Source organism: Kitasatospora sp. Xyl93 (genome assembly GCF_055383135.1).
Map to the genome: position 1 here is coordinate 6,016,581 of NZ_AP029185.1, position 14,900 is coordinate 6,031,480.

The 14,900-nt window shown below is 74.9% G+C and carries 12 protein-coding genes; 9 read left to right on the forward strand and 3 right to left on the reverse strand.

Features of this window, described 5'->3' with window-relative positions; genetic code table 11:
* Nucleotides 1-3: 3 nt before the first annotated feature.
* Complete coding sequence (locus ACZ5GH_RS26615) at nt 4-2,151, reverse strand: DUF4139 domain-containing protein (RefSeq protein ID WP_464335411.1); 2,148 nt, start codon at nt 2,149-2,151, stop codon at nt 4-6.
* A gap of 349 nt (nt 2,152-2,500) precedes the next feature.
* Between ACZ5GH_RS26615 and ACZ5GH_RS26620 the strand changes: the two genes are divergently transcribed.
* The 3 genes from ACZ5GH_RS26620 to der all read left to right on the forward strand — a co-directional run bounded on the left by ACZ5GH_RS26620 (nt 2,501) and on the right by der (nt 6,182).
* Complete coding sequence (locus tag ACZ5GH_RS26620; protein ID WP_387758864.1) at nt 2,501-3,586, forward strand: prephenate dehydrogenase; 1,086 nt, start codon at nt 2,501-2,503, stop codon at nt 3,584-3,586.
* A 256-nt stretch (nt 3,587-3,842) separates the two neighbouring features.
* A complete protein-coding gene (cmk, locus tag ACZ5GH_RS26625; RefSeq protein WP_401118832.1) occupies nt 3,843-4,556 on the forward strand; it encodes a (d)CMP kinase in 714 nt (237 codons plus the stop codon).
* Between the two features lie 171 nt (nt 4,557-4,727).
* Nucleotides 4,728-6,182, forward strand: coding sequence for a ribosome biogenesis GTPase Der (gene der / locus ACZ5GH_RS26630; protein ID WP_387758868.1), 1,455 nt, complete (start codon nt 4,728-4,730; stop codon nt 6,180-6,182).
* 173 nt (nt 6,183-6,355) lie between these two features.
* On the opposite strand, the gene ACZ5GH_RS26635 is transcribed toward der, so the two are convergent.
* Nucleotides 6,356-7,180, reverse strand: a complete 825-nt coding sequence (locus ACZ5GH_RS26635; protein ID WP_464335412.1) for a hypothetical protein — start codon at nt 7,178-7,180, stop codon at nt 6,356-6,358.
* Between the two features lie 290 nt (nt 7,181-7,470).
* Complete coding sequence (locus ACZ5GH_RS26640) at nt 7,471-8,364, reverse strand: hypothetical protein (RefSeq protein ID WP_464335413.1); 894 nt, start codon at nt 8,362-8,364, stop codon at nt 7,471-7,473.
* 592 nt (nt 8,365-8,956) lie between these two features.
* On the opposite strand from ACZ5GH_RS26640, the gene ACZ5GH_RS26645 reads away from it, so the two are divergent.
* The 6 genes from ACZ5GH_RS26645 to ACZ5GH_RS26670 all read left to right on the forward strand — a co-directional run bounded on the left by ACZ5GH_RS26645 (nt 8,957) and on the right by ACZ5GH_RS26670 (nt 14,770).
* Nucleotides 8,957-9,742, forward strand: a complete 786-nt coding sequence (locus ACZ5GH_RS26645; RefSeq protein ID WP_387758872.1) for a transglycosylase family protein — start codon at nt 8,957-8,959, stop codon at nt 9,740-9,742.
* A gap of 364 nt (nt 9,743-10,106) precedes the next feature.
* Complete coding sequence (locus ACZ5GH_RS26650) at nt 10,107-10,529, forward strand: transglycosylase family protein (protein ID WP_464335414.1); 423 nt, start codon at nt 10,107-10,109, stop codon at nt 10,527-10,529.
* A 26-nt stretch (nt 10,530-10,555) separates the two neighbouring features.
* A complete protein-coding gene (locus ACZ5GH_RS26655) occupies nt 10,556-11,245 on the forward strand; it encodes an alpha-ketoglutarate-dependent dioxygenase AlkB family protein (RefSeq protein WP_387758951.1) in 690 nt (229 codons plus the stop codon).
* Between the two features lie 192 nt (nt 11,246-11,437).
* On the forward strand, nt 11,438-12,307 hold the full coding sequence (locus ACZ5GH_RS26660) for an acyl-CoA thioesterase (protein WP_387758876.1): 870 nt from the start codon (nt 11,438-11,440) through the stop codon (nt 12,305-12,307).
* Nucleotides 12,308-12,501: 194 nt separating this feature from the next.
* Nucleotides 12,502-13,293, forward strand: a complete 792-nt coding sequence (locus tag ACZ5GH_RS26665; protein WP_387758877.1) for a DUF1684 domain-containing protein — start codon at nt 12,502-12,504, stop codon at nt 13,291-13,293.
* Between the two features lie 79 nt (nt 13,294-13,372).
* On the forward strand, nt 13,373-14,770 hold the full coding sequence (locus ACZ5GH_RS26670; RefSeq protein ID WP_464335415.1) for an MFS transporter: 1,398 nt from the start codon (nt 13,373-13,375) through the stop codon (nt 14,768-14,770).
* Nucleotides 14,771-14,900 lie beyond the last annotated feature (130 nt).

Sequence of the window (14,900 nt, forward strand, 5' to 3'; positions counted from 1 at the left end):
CGCTCAGTTCCTCCGGTTTCCGCCGACGATGGCCTTTCCTGCCGGGATCTTGATCAGGTAGCCGCCGTCCAGCTCGGCGCGTCCGCCCGGGGGCAGGTCGACCCGCCAGAGCCGGGTGCTGGGCGGGCAGTCCGGCGTGGAGACGGTCGGGGCGTGCCAGTCGGCCCGCTCCTCGATCCGGATCTCGGCGTCGGAGGTGACCGGCACCCGCTCGCGGACCTCCACGGTGACGGCGCGTGCCAGCCGGTTGGCCAGCTGGACGTGCACCCGGTGGTCGAGGACGGTGCTGTTGCCCTTCAGCATGCCGGTGGCGGACTCGTGCAACTCGGTGCGGCGCGCCACCTCGATGCTCTCGGCGACGCCGATGCCCAGCCGCCTGGTGCCGCCGGGCGCCAGGGTGGGCAGGGCGGCGGTGAGCAGGAACTCGTCGTCCACGGTGACCTCCACCGGGCCGGCCAGGACGGCCCGGTCGGTGCGGTTGGCCAGCACCAGGGTCGCGTACACCTTCTCCTCGACGGCGGGGACGGTGACGTACTCGGGGCGGACGGCGAGCGGGATCTCGTCGACGGTGACGGTGTGCCAGGTGCCGTCGGACGGGATGTCGGCGGGGGCGGCGGCGTCGAAGCGGTGGTCGAAGGAGCCGGCGGACTCGCGGGGCGGGACGGCGTGCCGGGGCAGGGTGAGGGTGCGGAGCTGTGCGGTGCCGCCGGCGCGCAGTGGCCAGGCCTGTTCGATCCGTTCGGGGCGGGGGTGGAGGGTGCCGCGGCGGGCGGCGGGCTCCTCGGGGCCGGCCAGGACGAGGTCGGGGTAGTCGAGCAGGGTGGCGTCCGGGACGATGCCGGGCGGCGGCGGGGGCGGGGCGGCGTGGCCGACGCGGCGGCGGGCCTCCGCGGGCGGGAGGCCGCCCGGGGCCTGGGGCAGCGGTGCCACCGGGGCGGCGGCCGGGGCCGGCGGCGGTGGGCCGCCGTAGCCGGCGAAGCCGCCGGGGGCTGGGGGCGCGGGCATCGGCTGGTCGGCGTTCAGCAGGCCGCCGCCGTACGCGGCGGGGGCGATCCGGTCCTCGGCGGCGAAGGCCTCGGCCCGGGGGCCGCCCGGGCGGGCGCCGCCCAGCCGGGCGGAGCGGGCGGCGCCGCCGGGGACGGGACGGCGGGTGGCGGGCTCGGGGCGGTCGGCGCCGGCCGCGTCGTAGCCGGCGAAGAGGTCGTTCAGGCCGGCCGGGGGCTCGCGCCAGCCGGAGGGCGGCGGGGCGGGCTGGCTGCGGCCGATCCGCAGCGAGGCGAGCCGGGGCAGGTCGGTGCGGCGGTCGAGGTCGGCGGTGGACAGGGCGAGGCGCACGCCCGTCCAGTCCTCGCCGGTGCGCTGGGCGACGGCGGCGCGCAGCACCAGGTGGGCGGTGTCGGCGCCGGTCCGGTAGGACAGCCGGTAGGCGGGCACCCAGCGGGCGGCGGGGACGCCGTACTCCAGTTCCAGTTCGAGCGCTGGGGCGGGGGGCGGCTGAGTGCCCGCGGTGCCCGGGGTGGCGAGGGTGAGCAGGACGGTGGTGCTGGTCCCGACCGGCTCGGCCCGGTCGGCGGTGGACGCCCGCTCCAGCCGGTCCTCGGCCAGGTAGAGCTCGTGGTCGGCGAGTTCGAGCTCCTGGGTGAGCTCCTCGGCGCGTTCCTGGAGCCGGGCCAGCCGCTCGTCGACGAAGTCGGCGAGCTCCAGCCAGGCGTCGGCGGGCGTGCGGCGCAGCGGCTCGTCACGGCGGCGCTGCGGCGGTACGGCGCGCAGCGCGGCGGTCTCGGCGATCGCGGCCAGGACCAGCCGCCGGCGCTCGTCGAGCGCGTGATGGTGTTCGCGTGCTTCCTCCAACGCCCGCTGCAACTCCGGGAGTTCGTCCTCCTCGCGGAGTTCGGCGAGCAGTTCGAGGCGGGCCTCGGTGACCGCGGTGCCGGCCGGTCCGGAGAGCACCCGGGCGCGCAGCGAGCGGCCGTCCAGGGCGGCGGGCAGGCCGGTCAGCCGCAGCCGTCCACCGGGCGGGACCGGGACGGTGGCGCGCCGGCGGCACACCGCACCCTCGGCGTACACCACGACGGAGTCCAGGACCGACGGGTGGGCCGGTACAGCCGGCGGTTTCGACTGCCCGCTCCGGCCGCTGTGCTGATCGTCCATGCGCAACCCCTTCGTTCGCGTGGCGCCCGCCGCGTGGCGCTCGTGGTGGTGCCTGTGGTGTCCGTGCTGCTGTTCGCGGTGCTGCTCGTGGTGTTGCCCGCCTTCTCCGGGCGGCCAGTCTGCCCGGCTTCGGTGCGGGCGTCGCAGGATTTCCGGGTGCGGCGTGTGCACTGTGTGGGACGGGGGCGGGTCCGTGGCGGTTGCCGGCGCCGGAAGCTGCCGGGACCGCCGTACCGGTTGCCGGGTGGAGTGTGGGGACTTCGGCGGGGTCGATGAGGGAGGATGGGCCGCGGGTGCTCCCGGACGGTCCCGGCACCTTCGAGAATCGTGATGAGGAGAGCGACCCGCCATGCGCACTGCCGTCGTCGTCGGCACCGGACTGATCGGCACCTCCGCCGCGCTCGCGCTCACCGCCCGCGGGCTGACGGTCCATCTGGAGGACGCCGACCCGGACGCGGCCCGCACCGCCGAGTCGCTCGGCGCGGGCACCACCGACCCGGCCGACGGCCCGGTGGACCTGGCGATCATCGCCGTGCCGCCCGCGCTGGTCGGCAAGGTGCTGGCCGACTGCCAGCGCCGCAACCTGGCGCACTGGTACACCGACGTCGCCAGCGTGAAGGCCGGCCCGGGCAGCGAGGTCGCCGAGCTCGGCTGCGACACCGTCCACTACATCGGTAGTCACCCGATGGCCGGCCGTGAGCGCTCGGGCCCGCTGGCCGCCCGCGCCGACATCTTCGAGGGCCGCCCCTGGGTGCTCACCCCGACCGCCGACACCGACACCGAGACGCTCAACGCCGCGCTGGAGCTGGTCGCGCTCTGCGGCGCGGTGCCGATCGTGATGGACGCCGCCGAGCACGACCGGGCGGTCGCCCTGGTCTCGCACGCCCCGCAGCTGGTCTCCTCACTGGTCGCGGCCCGGCTGGAGAACGCCGACGAGACCGCCATAAGGCTCTCCGGGCAGGGCGTGCGCGACGTCACCAGGATCGCCGCCTCCAACCCCGGCATGTGGGTCGACATCCTCTCCGCCAACGCGGGCGCGGTCGCCGACGTCCTGGAGGGCGTGGCCCGCGACCTCGGTGAGACGGTCACCGCGCTGCGCGCCATGGAGGCCGCCGAGGAGGGCGAGCGCCAGGCGGGCGCGGCCGGGATCGAGGCGGTCATGCGGCGCGGCAACACCGGCCAGGCCCGCATCCCCGGCAAGCACGGCGCGCCGCCCACCCGGTACGAGACCGTGGCGGTCGTGCTCGGGGACCAGCCGGGCGAGCTGGGCCGGCTGTTCGGCGAGGTCGGCGACGCCGGGGTCAACATCGAGGACGTCGCCATCGAGCACTCGACCGGGCAGCAGGTCGGCTTCGTCCAGCTGTCGGTGGCGCCGACGGCGGTGAAGCGGCTGACCAAGGCGCTGCGGGCGAGCGGCTGGAGCGTCCGGGACTGAGGCTCCGGGCGGGGCCGGGGATACCGGGGCCGGGGTCCAGGGGCCGGGGCCGGCGATGCCGGGCCGTCGGGCCTGGTTGATCGGCGGCGTCGGTTGGTCGGGGCGGTTGCTCAGGGTCGACTAGTCTGGGTCGGTTGATCGGCCCGGACGGCCGCGGAGTCCGTCCCGGCGGCGGTCCATTAACCTTGAGGGAGACAATCCCCGGCCGCCCGCCTGCCCAGGCCCCGGCTCCCATGCTCAGAGAGAGGTTCGCCCCGTGGACACTGCCGACCGAGCGCACGCCCCGGTCGTCGTCGCCATCGACGGACCCTCCGGCTCCGGCAAGTCGACCGTCTCCCGGGCGGTCGCGGCCCGGCTGGGCCTGAGCTTCCTGGACACCGGCGCCATGTACCGGGCGATGACCTGGTGGATGCTGGCCAACGAGGTCGACGTCGAGGACGCGGAGGCGGTGGCCGTCGCGTGCGGCAAGCCGGTGATCGTCTCGGGCACCGACGCCGACGGCCCCACCATCACGGTGGACGGCCAGGACGTGTCCGGCCCGATCCGCGGCCCCGAGGTGACCGCCAAGGTCAGCGCCGTGTCCGCGGTGCCGGCCGTACGGTCCCGGCTGGTGGAGCTCCAGCGCGGCTGCGCCGAGGTCGCCGAGCGCGGCATCGTCGCCGAGGGCCGGGACATGGGCAGCGTGGTGTTCCCGGACGCCACCGTCAAGGTCTTCCTGACCGCCTCCGAGGAGGCCCGGGCCACGCGCCGGGCCGCCGAGCTGCGCGCCAAGGGCGTGGACGAGGCGACCATCACCGCGATGGCCGCCGACCTCGCCCGCCGGGACGCCGCCGACTCCTCCCGGAAGACGGCCCCGCTGACCCAGGCCGCGGACGCGGTCCTGGTGGACACCAGCGACCTCACCCTGGAGCAGGTGATCGACCGGATCGCCGGATTGGTGGAGGAGCGGGCCGGACTGTCCGCGGTCTGACCGGCCGCCGTCGGTCCGACCAGGGCCGGCCCGAACCCCTTCGGGCCGGCCGACGAGTGAACCGCGGGCCGTCGAGGTGCCGCGGAGACAACCATCGCGCTGCCCCGAGCGGGGCAGGTACGCACGGCACGCCCCTGGGAAGGGCCGGGCCGGGAAACGGAACAGACGAACATGACCGCAGAGCACGCCGCCACCGGCCACGGTGAGCTGGACGCCGCCGACTACGCCGAGTTCATGGCGCTCGCCGCCGAGGAGGGCTTCGACCTCGACGGCTTCGACGCCGGGGACGGCGCCGAGCATGTCCGACTGCCGGTGCTGGCCGTGGTCGGCCGGCCCAACGTCGGCAAGTCCACCCTGGTGAACCGCATCATCGGCCGCCGCGAGGCCGTCGTCGAGGACAAGCCGGGCGTCACCCGCGACCGGGTCACCTACGAGGCCAGCTGGAACGGCCGCCGCTTCAAGGTGGTCGACACCGGCGGCTGGGAGATCGACGTCCTCGGCATCGACGCCATGGTGGCCGCCCAGGCCGAGCTGGGCATCGAGCAGGCCGACGCGGTGCTGTTCGTGGTGGACGCCACCGTCGGCGCCACCGACACCGACGAGGCCCTGATCAAGATCATCCGCCGGGCGGGCAAGCCGACCGTCCTGTGCGCCAACAAGGTCGACGGCCCCTCCACCGAGGCCGAGGCCGCCTACCTGTGGTCGCTCGGCCTCGGCGAGCCGTTCCCGGTCTCCGCCCTGCACGGCCGCGGCTCGGGTGACCTGCTGGACGCCGTCATGGACGCGCTGCCCGAGGCCCCGCCGCAGACCTTCGGCGACGCCGCCCCCGGCGGCCCGCGCCGCATCGCGCTGATCGGCCGCCCGAACGTCGGCAAGTCCAGCCTGCTGAACAAGGTCGCCGGCGAGGAGCGCGTCGTCGTCAACGAGCTGGCCGGCACCACCCGCGACCCGGTCGACGAGATGATCGAGCTCGGCGGCAAGACCTGGAAGTTCGTGGACACCGCCGGCATCCGCCGCCGGGTCCACCTGACCGCCGGCGCCGACTTCTACGCCTCGCTGCGCACCGCCTCCGCGCTGGAGAAGGCCGAGGTCGCGGTCGTCCTGATCGACGCCAGCGAGACCCTCGCCGAGCAGGACACCCGGATCATCTCGATGGCCGTCGAGGCCGGGCGCGCCGTCGTCGTCGCCTACAACAAGTGGGACCAGCTCGACGAGGAGCGCCGCTACTACCTGGAGCGCGAGATCGAGCGCGACCTCGTCCAGGTGCAGTGGGCCCCGCGGGTCAACGTGTCGGCCAAGACCGGCCGGCACATGGAGAAGCTCGTCCCGGCGATCGAGACCGCGCTGGAGGGCTGGGAGACCCGCATCCCGACCGCGCGCCTGAACGCCTTCCTCGGCGAGCTGGTCGCCGCCCACCCGCACCCGATCCGCGGCGGCAAGCAGCCGCGCATCCTGTTCGGCACCCAGGCGGGCATCCGTCCGCCGCGCTTCGTGCTGTTCGCCTCGGGCTTCCTGGAGGCCGGCTACCGGCGCTTCATCGAGCGCCGGCTGCGGGAGGAGTTCGGGTTCGTGGGGACGCCGATCTCGATCTCGGTGCGGGTCCGGGAGAAGCGCAGGAAGAAGTAGTACGGGAGAGGGAACGGTCGGTCCGCTGACCGACCGACGGCCGGAGGGCCTCGCCACGGTGGTGGCGGGGCCCTCCGGTGTTTTTGGGGGGTGGTGCGGGCCGGGTTCGGCGGGGCGTGGTGGGGCGAGGTGGAGCCGGTGCGGGGATACGTGCGCGGGGCGTGGGCCGGGCGTCAGTGGAGCTCGACGGCGGGGCCCGGGGGCAGGGAGAGCATCTGGCGGTGGCGGCCGCCGGAGGGCCGGGTGGGGACGAGGCCGGTGACCGTACCCGTCACCGGGGCGGGCGCGGGCGGCGCCGGGGGCACCGGCGCGGGGACCGACACCGGGTGCGGGGCCGCGCCCAGGTAGCCGGCCGCGACCCAGCCCTGTCCGTTGGTGAACTGGGCTGCGGGGACGGCGGGTTGGTCCTGGGCGGGGATCGCTGCGGCGCGGCCGGGGGCGTCGCCGGTGGGGGCGGTGGAGGTGGCGGGCTCGGGGTGGCCGACGGAGTGGCCGTGCCCGTGGCCGTGGTGGTGGCCGGTGGCGGGACCGCCGGTGTGGGAGTGGGAGTGGCTGTTGGCGTGGGCACCGGGCTGGCCGCCGCCGTGGCCGTGTTGTTGGGCGGTGGTGTGGCCGTGCGGTTGGGCCGTGGCCTGGCCGTGCGGTTGGCCGCCGGTGGGGCCGGGGCCTTGGTGCTGGTGGCTCGGCATGAACTGGGGGAGTCCCGGCGTCTGCCCGGCGAGGGTGTGGAAGGCCTGCTGCTGGGGCGGGTACGGGCGTTGCTCGCCGACCATCGGGTAGCCGTCGCGGACCGCGAAGCCGGTGAACTTCAGGTCCTCCTCGCCCGAGCGGTCGCCGGGCAGGGCACGGAAGAGGCGCCGGTACTCGGAGTACAGCTCGTCGTAGATCGGCGTGGCGGAGTGCGGGTGCTCGGCGTCGTACGACGGGCGCATGCCCGGGATCGAGCGCGAGGCGGTGGCGGACCGGCCGGGGGACGCGGAGACGTCGTAGCTGTACACGTAGGGGCCAACGAGTGAGAGGGGCGGGGGATGCGGGGGCGGGAGCGGGGGCGCTTCCACACGCCGGAGTGCGGGACGGGCGGCCGCGCCGGGTGGGGAGCGGGCACGCCGGGGGTGCGAGCGGGCGCGCCGGGGCGGGGCGCGGGTCGGCTCGGCTCGGGTCGCGGGGGCTGGTCGGGTCGCGGGGCGGCAGGCGTTCGCCGGAAGGCGGCCACGGGGGTGGGTGGCCGCCTTCCGGCGGGTCGGGGCGCGGAGGCGGGGGAGGCGGGGACGCGGGACGCGGGGGCGGATCAGGTGCCGGCGAGCGGGAGGGAGGCGGCGACCACCTGGCCCAGCGCCACCGCCCGCTCCAGCGCCTGGCGCAGCAGGTCCTCGCGGGGCTGGCGGCCGACCATGCCGGCCGGGACGGCGTACATCGTCACCTCGGACAGCTGGCTCGCGGCCATCCGCCAGGCGTCGGTGACCTGGAGCGGCTGGTGCGCCTGCCACCAGCCGGTGCTGCCGCCGGCCGCGGCGGGCTGGAGGATCGCGTGCAGCTTGCCCATCGCGACCAGGACCGACCAGCCGGGCAGCTGGTCCGGGGTCTCGTCCAGATCGGTGACGGGCTGGAAGCCGGCGTCCTGGAGCAGATCCAGGAACTCGTCCTCGCCCGAGGTGCTGCCGGGCCGGCCGACGGGCCCGGTCGGCTCGACCACCAGCGAGGCGTGCCCGACCTTGCCGTGCAGCACCAGTCCGCAGGTGATGCCGAGGATGGCGGCCTGACCGGGGGCGGTCGGCTGGGTCGGGGCGGGGCCGACGGGCGCGGCCGGGGCCGGTGCGGGGGCGCTCGGTGCGACGGCGGGGGTGCCGGGGAAGCCGGGGGCACCGGGAACGCCGGGGGCGGCGAGGTCGGGGCCGCCGCCCGGCTGGGACTGGCTGATGCTGCGGACGGCGCCGACCAGCTGCTCCTCGGCGACCGGCACGACCTGGGAGGGGATGCAGCGGGCGTGCGCGAAGGCGAGGACGGCGGTCTCCTCACCGACGAACAGCACGGTGCTGGTGGGCTCCATGTGCGTGTCGCCGGGGGTCCGGCAGGAGGTGCACTCGTAGCTGTCGGGAGCGCGGTCGCCGCCTAGCAGGCGGTCGGCCTCGTCGTCGCCGATCTCGGACCGGACCTCGTCGCTGACGTCGAGCATGCGCGGCACAGGGTCTCCTCGGATGGGTGTGGATGGCGGTTCGCGGGCGGACACGGGGAGGTCGCCATGCCCAACGGGCCCTTGTGTCGGGCGTCACGGGTGCCCGTCGAGGCTGACGGGAATTGCCTCGGATCCGACCGCGCGGCGTGTTGTCGTGGTCGCAATCTGTCGATGTGGGTGCCGGGACTGCCGGAATCAAGCGGTGAGGTGAATCACGGAATCCGGGTGTTTGATCTAGGAAACAATGGCCAAACCCGACATTTCGGGCGTGATTCCCTGGTCATTACCGCCGGTAACCCTTGGCTGAGCTGGGCGGACCGTTGAAGTTTTGGCTTCCCCGTCGACCGCCTCGTAGCTTCTTGGTCGGCGCAACGAGCGCCACCCGGGTTCACCCCCGACGCACGGCCCCCCGGTCCGCCGGGCGCGGCAGGTGCCCGCCGACACGATCGCTCGAACAGGTCGTCGGCGCGCGGCTGGGTGACCGGGGCGGCAGCGGCACGTCCGATACGTGCACGGCCGTCCGACGGACGCGGCAAGCGAACGCGGCCCCTCACGGGGTCTGGTTCCGCATGCCCGCCCCGGGGCTGTCGAGAGGAACCTCATGACCTTCCGTAACGAGACCGCCGCTGCCACCACCTCCACCGCCACCAAGCGCAACCGCGTTCGGATGGCCGTCGTGGCGGGCGCCGCTGTCGCGGCCCTGCCGGTGGCCGGCCTCGTCACGGCCACCTCGGCCTCCGCCGCCTCCGTCGCCACCTGGGACGCCGTCGCCCAGTGCGAGAGCGGCGGCAACTGGGCCATCAACACCGGCAACGGTTTCTACGGCGGTCTGCAGTTCACCTCCAGCACCTGGGCCGCCTTCGGTGGCACCGCCTACGCCTCGCAGGCCAACCTGGCCACCAAGGCGCAGCAGATCGCCGTCGCCGAGAAGGTCCTCGCCTCGCAGGGCCCGGGCGCCTGGCCCGTCTGCTCCGTCAAGGCCGGCCTGACCAAGGGCGGCGCCCCGGCCGCCGTCGACACCTCGGCGGGCTCGACCGCCGCCAAGCCGGCGCAGGCCCCGAAGGCCGCCGCCAAGCCGGCCGAGGCCCCGAAGGCCGCCCCCAAGGCCCAGGCCGCGCCGAAGAACGACGCCGTCGCGCCGAAGGCCGCCGCCAAGGCCGACGCCCAGAAGTCCGCGCCGAAGGCCGACCAGGGCGCCAAGTCCTGGAACCGCTCGAACGACGCCAAGCCGGCCGCCAAGGGCAGCTACACCGTCAAGGCCGGTGACACCCTGAGCTCCATCGCCGCCGCGCAGGGCCTGGACTGGCACGACCTGTACCAGAACAACGCCAAGGTCATCGGTGGCAACCCGGACCTGATCCTCCCGGGCCAGACCCTCAGCATCTGAGGTCCGCTCGGGCGCCTGGGGCCCGGTGCGTAGCCGGTACCGGCTACGCGGGCTCCGGCGGTACGTCGGCGCCGCCCTGCGGTGCCGCCCGCTCGGGCGGCGATCTGCTGACGTGGCGATGTGCTCGGCTTCCACGGCCGCTTCTCCGCCGCGCGGGTTCCTCCCGCCGGTCGGGGGAGCGGCCGTCGGCGTTGCGCGGGGTGCGTGGGGTGCGCGGGGTGCGCGGCGTTGTGGGGTGTTGTGCGGTGTCTCGCATTGCTGACGCCATTCACAGCGCTTACGGCGGTTTCGAGGTCTAACGCGTTTGTGGCGTTCGGCCGAGTGCATGGGCGAGGGGCGGGCGGCGCCCCTAGGGTCGGCTGCCATGCCACCTTCATGTGATGAGCGCTCAGGTCTCGGCCGGTTCGTGGTGGGCGCGGGCACCGCCGTGGCGGTGCTGCTGGCCGTCTCGTCGGGCGGGGTACGGGTCCGGGCGGCCGTCCGGGTCGCCGACCTGGTGTGGGACGAGCTCGCCGACTGCGAGAGCGGCGGCGACTGGCGGGCGGACACCGGCAACGGCTTCTACGGCGGCCTGCAGATCCGGCCGTCCACCTGGGCGGAGGCCGGTGGTCCGCGCTTCGCCGACCGGCCGGACCACGCGAGCCGACGCGAGCAGACGACCGTCGGCGAGGATATCGTCCGCCGTCAGGGGTGGGAGGCCTGGCCGTCCTGCGCCCGGGAGTTGGGGCTGCTCGGGGGCGCGCCCGCGGCCGGCGCCGGGGCTGGGCCCGGGGCTGGGCCCGGATAGCCGCGGTGCGGGAGGATGGTGGGGTGATCCAGGACGAGCTGTTCAGCGATCCGGGCGGGTCCGCGGGCGCGCGCGAGCGCTCCGAGCCGGCCCCCGGTGCCGTCCTGCTCCCCGGCTGGCTGGACCTCGACGCGCAGCGCCGCCTGGTCGCGGCCTGCCGGGAGTGGGCCCGTCCGCCGGCCGGTCTGCACACCGTGCGGATGCCCACCGGCGGGATGATGTCCGTCCGGATGGTGAGCCTCGGCCTGCACTGGTACCCGTACGGGTACCGGCGGGTCGCCGAGGACGGCGCGCCCGTCAAACCGTTCCCGCCGCTGCTCGGCGACCTGGCGCGCAGGGCCGTCGCCGAGGCGTACGGGACCGCGCTGGGGGAGGTCGCGGGCGCGGCGTCGTACGAGCCGGACATCGCGATCGTCAACCACTACGCCCACGGTGCGAAGATGGGCCTCCACCAGGACCGCGACGAGCGGGCGGACGCGCCGGTGGTCTCGCTCTCGCTGGGTGACGGCTGCGTGTTCCGGCTGGGGAACACCGAGACCAGGACCCGGCCGTGGACCGACCTGGAACTGCGCAGCGGGGACCTGCTGGTGTTCGGCGGCCCGGCCCGGTTCGCGTACCACGGGGTGGTGCGGACGCTGCCGGGGACGGCCGATCCGGCGCTGGGGCTGGTCGGGCGGCTCAACATCACGGTGCGGGAGTCGGGGCTGGGGGAGTAGGGGGAGGGTGGGGTTCGTCGGGGCTGCTGGCCTACTCCTCTCCTCGTTCACCCGGTTACGCGTCTACTCGTCTACTCGTCTACTCGTTCGAGTGAACTGGAGGCTTCGGACCGATGCGCGGGAATGACCCGGGTCGCCGGAGAATTCGAGTGAGCTGGAGAATTCGTTCGGAGTCCGAGAGGAAGCGTGCGCATGGGAACCCCCGTCGACGACCTTGTCGATCTGCTCGACCTTGAGCAGATCGAACTCAACATCTTCCGCGGGCGCAGCCCCGAGGAGGCGCTGCAACGGACGTTCGGCGGCCAGGTCGCCGGGCAGGCGCTGGTCGCGGCGGGGCGCACGGTGGACGACGAGCGCCCGGTCCACTCGCTGCACGCCTACTTCCTGCGCCCCGGGGTCCCCGGCGTGCCGATCGTCTACCAGGTCGACCGGATCCGCGACGGCCGCTCCTTCACCACCCGCCGGGTGCTCGGCATCCAGGGCGGGCGGTCGATCTTCGCCCTCACCGCGGACTTCCACAGACCCGAGGAGGGCGGCATCGACCACCAGTACCCGATGCCGCCCGTCGCCGCCCCCGAGGACCTGCCCAGCGCCCTGGACGAGGTCGGCTCCCGGCTCGGCGAGCTGCCCCCCTTCATCAGCCGCCGCCAGCCCTTCGACATCCGCTACGTCGACCGGCTGCGCTGGACGGAGGAGGAGCTGGAGGGCGTCGAGGCGCGCAGCGGCGTCTGGCTGCGCACCAACGGCTCGTTGCCGGACGACCCGCTGATCCACGTCTGCGCCCTCACATACGCCAGCGACATGACGCTGCTGGACGCCGTCCGCGCCCCGGTCGAGCCGCTGTGGGGCGAGCGGAACTTCGACATGGCCTCGCTCGACCACGCGATGTGGTTCCACCAGCCGTTCCGGACGGACGACTGGCTGCTGTACCAGCAGGAGTCCCCGATCGCGCACGGCGCGCGCGGCCTGGCGCGCGGGCAGATCTTCGACCGGCACGGCCGGCTGGTGGTGTCCGTGGTGCAGGAGGGGCTGTTCCGGCCGCTGAAGCGCCGCGACGGGTAGGTGGTCGTGGGGCCCGGTGGTGTTGCCCGGCGTTGCCTCGTGTTGTGCCCCGTGTCGGCGCGCCGCAGCCGTGTTGCGGTTTCGGCGGCTTCGGGTCGACGGGAATGATCCGTCCGCGTGGACGGTGTTGTGGATGACCGAGACGGGCGGCCCGAACCGCGGGCCGTCCGCGGACCGACCGGGAGGGTGAACCGATGACGGCGACTGCCGCGGAGGACTGGAAGCACTGGAGCGACGGCCGGGCGGCGACGGTGAGCGCGCCGCACGGCCAGCTCGCACTCACCGGCACGCACTGGCTGGAGCCCGAGCCCGCCGAGATCCCGGGCCTGCCCGGGCGCTGGTGGGCCGACGCCGAGGGCGTCCGGGTCCGGGCGGAGACGTCCGACGGCATCACGGTCGACGGCGCCGACGCCCCGGTGGACGGCGAGGCGCTGCTCCGGCCGGACAGCGACCCGGCCGCCGACACCGCCACCCTGGGCGCCCTGCTGCTCGTCCCGATCGAGCGCGAGGGCGAGCTGGCCCTGCGGGTCTTCGATCCGGCCTCCCCGCGCCGGGCCGCGTTCGCGGGCATCTCCGCCTACCCGTACGCGCCCGAGTGGGCCGTGTCCGCCGTCTTCACCCCGTTCGAGGACGGCGACGCGCGGTCGGTCGTGGTCCCGAACGCCGACGGCCGGGAGCGTCCGCTGGCCGTCTCCGGGCAGATCGCCTTCACCGTGGCGGGCGAGCACCGGACCCTGACCGTCAGCCGGTCGGGCCGGCGGCTCAGCGGCGTGATCGCCGACGCGACCAGCGGCATCGACACCTACCGCTTCCGCTTCATCACCCTGCCGGCGCCGGACGCCGACGGCCGCACCGTCCTCGACCTCAACCGGGCCTACCTGCCGCCGTGCGCCTTCTCGGACCACTTCATCTGCCCGTTCCCCCCGCCGGGCAACCGGCTGGACTTCGCGGTGGAGGCGGGGGAGAAGCAGGTGCTGAACCGGTAGCGGGTGGTGGGGACGGCGGGTCCGCTGGGGCGGGCCCCGGTGCGGGGCGGCCCCGGGGTGGAGCGGAGCATGGGGGGCTATGTCGAACAATCAACATTCCACTCCGTCCCCCTCACCCGCCCCGTTCGGCTCCGCCTCCCCGTCTCCCTCCTCCGCCTCCCCGTCTTCCCCCTCCGCCTCCTCTGCGCCACTCTCCAGTCCCTCGTCAGGGGGCGGACCGGAGCCGGAGGCGGCCGCCGACTCAGCCTGGTACCGGCGGGCCTTCGCCGACCTCAGCCCGCTGCGCGACCACGCCGACTACCGCCGGGTCTGGGCCGGGCAGGCCGTCTCCTCCATAGGCCAGCAGATGACGGCCGTCGCCGTCTCCGTCCAGGTCTACGACCTGACCGGCTCCGCCTTCGCGACGGGCCTGGTCGGCATCTTCTCGCTCGTCCCGCTGGTCGTCTTCGGCCTCTACGGCGGCGCGATCGCCGACACCGTCGACCGGCGCCGACTGGGCCTGATCGGCTCGGCCGGTCTGGCGGCCGTCTCCGCCGTCCTGGCCGCGCAGGCGCTGGCCGGCCTCGGCCTGGTCGCCGTCCTGTACGCCGCCGTCGCCGTCCAGGCCGGCTTCTTCGCGATCAGCTCGCCCGCCCGCTCGGCGATGATCCCCCGACTGGTCCCCAGCCACCAGCTCCCGGCCGCGAACGCGCTGAACACCGTCAGCATGAACCTCGGCCTCACCGTCGGTCCGATGCTCGGCGGCGTCCTCATCGGCGCCTACGGCCCCCAGGCCGCCTACCTGATCGACACCGTCGCCTTCACCGGCACCCTCTACGCGATGTGGCGCCTGCCCGCCATGCGGCCGCTCGGCGACCGCAAGGGCCGCGCCTCCGTCCTCGACGGCCTCCGCTTCCTGCGCGAGCAGCCCAACCTGCGCACCAGCTTCCTCGCCGACCTGGCCGCCATGGTCTTCGGCATGCCGCGCGCCCTCTTCCCGGCCATCGCGGTCACCTTCTACGGCGGCGACGCCGGCACCGTCGGCCTGCTGGTCTCCGCCCCCGCGGTCGGCGCCCTGGTCGGCGCGCTCTTCTCCGGCTGGGTCGGCCGCGTGCACCGCCAGGGCGTCGCCGTCCTCGCCGCCGTCGCCGCCTGGGGCCTGGCCATCGCCGCCTTCGGCGCCCTCCACAACCTCTGGCTCGGCCTCCTGCTGCTCGCGGTCGCGGGCTGCGCCGACACCGTCAGCATGATCTTCCGCAACACGATGATGCAGGTCGCGGCCCCGGACGAGATGCGCGGCCGCCTCCAGGGCATCTTCATCGTGGTGGTGGCCGGCGGCCCCCGCCTCGGCGACTTCGAGTCCGGCACCGTCGCCGCCCTCACCAACCCCGCCACCTCCGTGATCACCGGCGGCCTCGCCTGCGTCGCCGCCGTCCTCCTCCTCGCCGCCCGCCGCCCCGCCTTCCTCACCTACGACGCCCGCCACCCCACCCCCTGACCCCACCCACCCCAGAACCTGGCAGCGAGCACCCCCCGACGTGCTGTATTGTTTTCCACGTCGCCGGGACAACCGGAGACAAGGTCGAGAAGCCCACAGCAGAGCCCCCCCAGGCCCCGCTGCAGGCACC

Coding starts and splice junctions, on each gene's coding strand:
- ACZ5GH_RS26620 (WP_387758864.1), top strand. CDS start 2,501: ATGCGCACTGCCGTCGTCGTCGGCACCGGACTGATCGGCACCTCCGCC.
- ACZ5GH_RS26665 (WP_387758877.1), top strand. CDS start 12,502: ATGACGGCGACTGCCGCGGAGGACTGGAAGCACTGGAGCGACGGCCGG.
- ACZ5GH_RS26615 (WP_464335411.1), bottom strand. CDS start 2,151: ATGGACGATCAGCACAGCGGCCGGAGCGGGCAGTCGAAACCGCCGGCT.
- ACZ5GH_RS26670 (WP_464335415.1), top strand. CDS start 13,373: ATGTCGAACAATCAACATTCCACTCCGTCCCCCTCACCCGCCCCGTTC.
- ACZ5GH_RS26650 (WP_464335414.1), top strand. CDS start 10,107: ATGCCACCTTCATGTGATGAGCGCTCAGGTCTCGGCCGGTTCGTGGTG.
- ACZ5GH_RS26660 (WP_387758876.1), top strand. CDS start 11,438: ATGGGAACCCCCGTCGACGACCTTGTCGATCTGCTCGACCTTGAGCAG.
- ACZ5GH_RS26645 (WP_387758872.1), top strand. CDS start 8,957: ATGACCTTCCGTAACGAGACCGCCGCTGCCACCACCTCCACCGCCACC.
- der (WP_387758868.1), top strand. CDS start 4,728: ATGACCGCAGAGCACGCCGCCACCGGCCACGGTGAGCTGGACGCCGCC.